This window comes from Mucilaginibacter sp. (assembly GCF_039207105.1).
Classification (GTDB): Bacteria; Bacteroidota; Bacteroidia; order Sphingobacteriales; family Sphingobacteriaceae; genus Mucilaginibacter.
The window spans coordinates 1-3,963 of sequence record NZ_JBCECK010000269.1 but is presented as its reverse complement, the minus strand read 5'-3'; the positions used below and the strand labels follow the sequence as shown (position 1 = coordinate 3,963).

The window sequence follows — 3,963 nt, the reverse complement described above, 5'->3', positions numbered from 1 at the left end:
GAACCGGTGAGCCGGGGCTAAAATTCACTGTGCCATCAGGATTTATTGGTTAAGGCTAAGGTAAAATGTACGTTTTGGGATGTTGTACGGCTTTTGACATAAATGTTGTACTTTTTGCAAAGCTGCTGTCCATTAGATTTTAATGCAGGTATAATCCGTTTTTGCTTAATAAGTATGTTAGTGTTTTGATATTTTTTGTACAGTTTTTGCTATTCGTATTTTAAAAATAAAATTTCAGCGATATTTGAATCTGTCACAAATTTTACCAGGTTAATGAACAACTTTTATAAATATCTTCCTGTTTCGCTTGAAGACGAGGATTGGGGGCTGCAGGTTTTACATGCAGGCTATCAGGAGTATTTACCGGGTGGCCAGTACCCTGATGTTGGGCATCCAACCCATCATAGCTTTAATTGGGAAAAAGGCCGGGTTTTGCAGGAGTATTCGCTGGTATATGTAACCGGCGGCTCGGGTATATATAACTCACAAGCTACCGGTGATATACCCATTGAAAGCGGTTCGGTAATAGCGATATTTCCGAACATCAGGCATAGATACCGCCCAAACTTACAAACCGGGTGGAAAGAATACTGGATAGGTTTTAGAGGCGCATTTATGAGCAACCTTGTTGATCATGAATTTTTTGACCCGCTGTGCCCGGTATTTAATATTGGATACAGCGAAAACATGATCCACTTATATGAGCAGGTTATTGATACCATCAATAAAGAAAAACCCGGATATCAACCATTAGTATCCGGCGCGGCCATGTATTTGCTTGGCCAGGTGTACAGTTCATCTAAGCAAAGTGCACTTCGCCAGGACGAAACAGGCACCATGATTGACCGTGCACGTCATATTATGAGAGCCAACCTGGAAAGTAAGCTTTGCCCGCAAGATATTGCCAACCAGTTACAGATCAGTTATTCGCGCTTTCGCAAAACGTTTAAAGAATACACCGGCATGGCGCCTATACAATATCAAATTCAACTCAGGCTTGAAAAAGCAAAAGAAGAATTAGTTAATTCGTCGCGGCCAATAAAAGAGATCGCCTATGCGCTGAATTTTGAATCGACGCAATATTTTTCTAACTTATTTAAAGAAAAAACCAAACTTACCCCGCTGGAGTTCAGAAAAAGTTTCGAAAACAAACATTAAAATTTAACAACCTATGCGGCGCCAATTGCCGGATCGGTAAAACCATGCCGGCCCGTTTCTACACGCCCTGCATAGCTGCGTAAAAAAGCATTATACCCATCTGCGGCAATGCTTATATCATACCAGTGATGACTGGCCTCCAAGCTGATCACTTTACTGGTTTTTTGCCCCGGTTTAAGGCTGAGTTTTTGGACAGGTAGTCTGTAGGCATTATCATTTATGGTGATATGATATGCTTTTGTTCTGTGTAAGTTAACCATGTGAATTTCCAGATCGCCTGTTTTGGTGTATGAAACATCTACAGACAGCTCAGGATCGTTTTTATCACCTGCAAAATGCCTGAAAAAACCGTTGGGGCCATTTAAATCTAACCGGTAAGCGTTGCTTTCAAACTTATTTAATGGCCATGCGTAGCTGATCTCGTCACTGGCTTTTACCGCGAAATCCCATACCTGCATTTGCCCGGATTTGTTGTGCCATGTATGTGTACAAACCTTAAACGGAGCGCCGCTTGCCGGCCCGCATTTCATGCTGATCTCAAAACTATCGCGTGTTTTGTTTAACTGCCCGTTGGCGTGTAAATCATAAGGCAATGCGCATGATTGCCTTTTTCCTTTTTCCTGTTGAGGGAATGCTTTAAAAGAGGCCGGTTTATGGTTTACGGTTTTAATATCCTGTTCACTCAGTTGTTTGAAATTATTGGGCAGGTTCTTAAACTTACTGTTATAAATGCCTTGTATGGTTTTATCCCTGTTTAACGATACCGGGTAGGCGATCTTTTCGCCATTGTATGGCCTGAACACCGAGGTAAGATCACCGCATACGGTGCGCCTCCAGTCGCTGATGTTGGTATCTTTAAGCGCCTTACCTGTTTTTTTATGTAAAAAGGTCTCCAAGAATTGCAAACACGAGGTATGATCAGATACCTGCGAATTTACCCAGCCGCCGCGGCTCCATGGCGAGGCGATAACCATAGGTACCCTAAAACCGAGCCCGATAGGGCTTTCGCGCCGGTGATGGCCCTCCTTTTCAAATAATTTACTGATCTGCTCTTTGGTTACATATTCAACACTGGTATCTAAACCGGCCGAAGATCTGCCCGTTTCGGGCTTTGCGGAATGTGGCGGCACAAACGGCGATACGTGGTCAAAGTAACCATCGTTCTCATCGTAATTAAGTATAAAGATGGTTTTTTTCCATACATCCGGATTTTTAGTAAGTATATCCATCACTTCCGAAATATACCAGGCGCCATACCATGGCGAACCCGGATGATCTGAAAAATTGGATGACGCGGTAAGCCACGATACCGTGGGTAATTTGCCACTATTCACATCGGCTCTGAACTGGTACAGCGGGTCGCCTAAAGGCACTTTTACCTCGCGCTTAACGCCGTTATCCTCATAAACAAGCGTTTCCAGTTTATGATAATCGGGGTCATTTATGTTAGTAACAAAAGCTTTTTGATGGATGCTTTTTTCAAAGGCCGAAAGCTTTTCAAACCTTTCACTTGTCCATTCCTTTATCTCGGTTTTTGCGCTTTCCAGCTGTTCTTTCTTTTCTGCGAGCGCTTTAATTACTTCCGGTGTTTGAGTTTGTTTTTGTAATTCGGCAATAGCATTTTCAATTGCAACAATTTCTTTTGGAAGATGATCGCGGCGGGCCTTATGCAGGCGTACATTATATTGTTTAAAAAATTCCAGGTCGTTATCGGTAAAATTTGCCAGCCAGTCATCTTCCTCACCTTCAAGCCCTACTCCTACGCTCAGTTCGTTCTGGTATACTTTCCATGATATACCGGCCTCTTCAAGCCTTTCGGGAAAGGTTTTCCAGTTAACATCCTGGTAATCTATCTCACTATTATATACATGCGCCGGTGAGTTTTCATGCTGTTGCTCGCGTATGGTGCCCGACCAGAAATAACAGCGGTTAGGGCTTGTGCCGGTTAGTGACGAGCAAAAGTTTTGATCGCAAACGGTAAAGGCATCGGCAAGGGCATAATAAAACGGAATATCCCTGCGATCGTAATACCCCATGGTTAGCGGCATATCTGCATATTCGGGATTGCCCGATCTTTTACTTTCAAGCCATCCATCCATTTTGCCATTGTTACGCGCATCAACCTGGTTATCCCACGAATGTGGTAACGATTGCATCCACGTAGCTTTTGAGTTTTTTATATCAAGATTAAAGGGGATATATGTTTTGCCTGCCTTGTTGCTTTGCAGCCAAACCACGTTACTGTTGGGGAGATGCATGGCACGCGGATCATCAAAACCGCGAACACCCTGCAAGGTACCATAGCAATGATCGAACGAACGATTCTCCTGCATCAGGAACACGATATGCTCGGCATCAAGATACGTGCTCCCCTTTTCGGCATTAATGGCCAGGGCCTTTTGTATCGATTCGGGCATTACTGAAAACAATCCGGCGGCACCGGTTAACAACGTTGCCTTCTTTATAAACTCACGGCGGGTATCACTCATAATATATTATTGACAGATGGTTTTAAATAAAGGTACATGCCTGAACTTTTTAAAACTAAAATAACAGCACAATTTTAGTGTTTAAAACAGATGGGGTATAAAAATTATCGAATTATGAATATCACACCTGCCAAATGCGGAGTTGTTAAGTAAATGCTATCTGATTTTACCCGGAAATGTATACCTCTTTATATTGCCGCCGGCATTATTTTCCTGTAACAGAGTTGGAACAGTAAGTGACTGTATATACCGGCGGCAAACCATATAACTTTTGTTATATTATAAATATCAATGAAACTTATGAACTTTGTTATAT

General features: G+C 42.5%; 2 protein-coding genes. One reads left to right on the top strand and one right to left on the bottom strand.

What is annotated here, in order from left to right:
• Positions 1-273: 273 nt before the first annotated feature.
• The gene (locus AAGC65_RS25335; protein ID WP_343115247.1) at positions 274-1,158 is read left to right on the top strand and encodes an AraC family transcriptional regulator; all 885 of its coding nucleotides are present in this window, start codon (positions 274-276) and stop codon (positions 1,156-1,158) included.
• Positions 1,159-1,169: 11 nt separating this feature from the next.
• Here the strand turns inward: AAGC65_RS25335 and AAGC65_RS25330 are convergent, their stop codons facing one another.
• The gene (locus AAGC65_RS25330; RefSeq protein WP_343115246.1) at positions 1,170-3,647 is read right to left on the bottom strand and encodes a phosphocholine-specific phospholipase C; all 2,478 of its coding nucleotides are present in this window, start codon (positions 3,645-3,647) and stop codon (positions 1,170-1,172) included.
• Positions 3,648-3,963: the final 316 nt, after the last annotated feature.

Excerpts from the sequence above, each read along its gene's own strand:
- AAGC65_RS25335 (WP_343115247.1), top strand. The coding sequence starts at position 274 with ATGAACAACTTTTATAAATATCTTCCTGTTTCGCTTGAAGACGAGGAT.
- AAGC65_RS25330 (WP_343115246.1), bottom strand. The coding sequence starts at position 3,647 with ATGAGTGATACCCGCCGTGAGTTTATAAAGAAGGCAACGTTGTTAACC.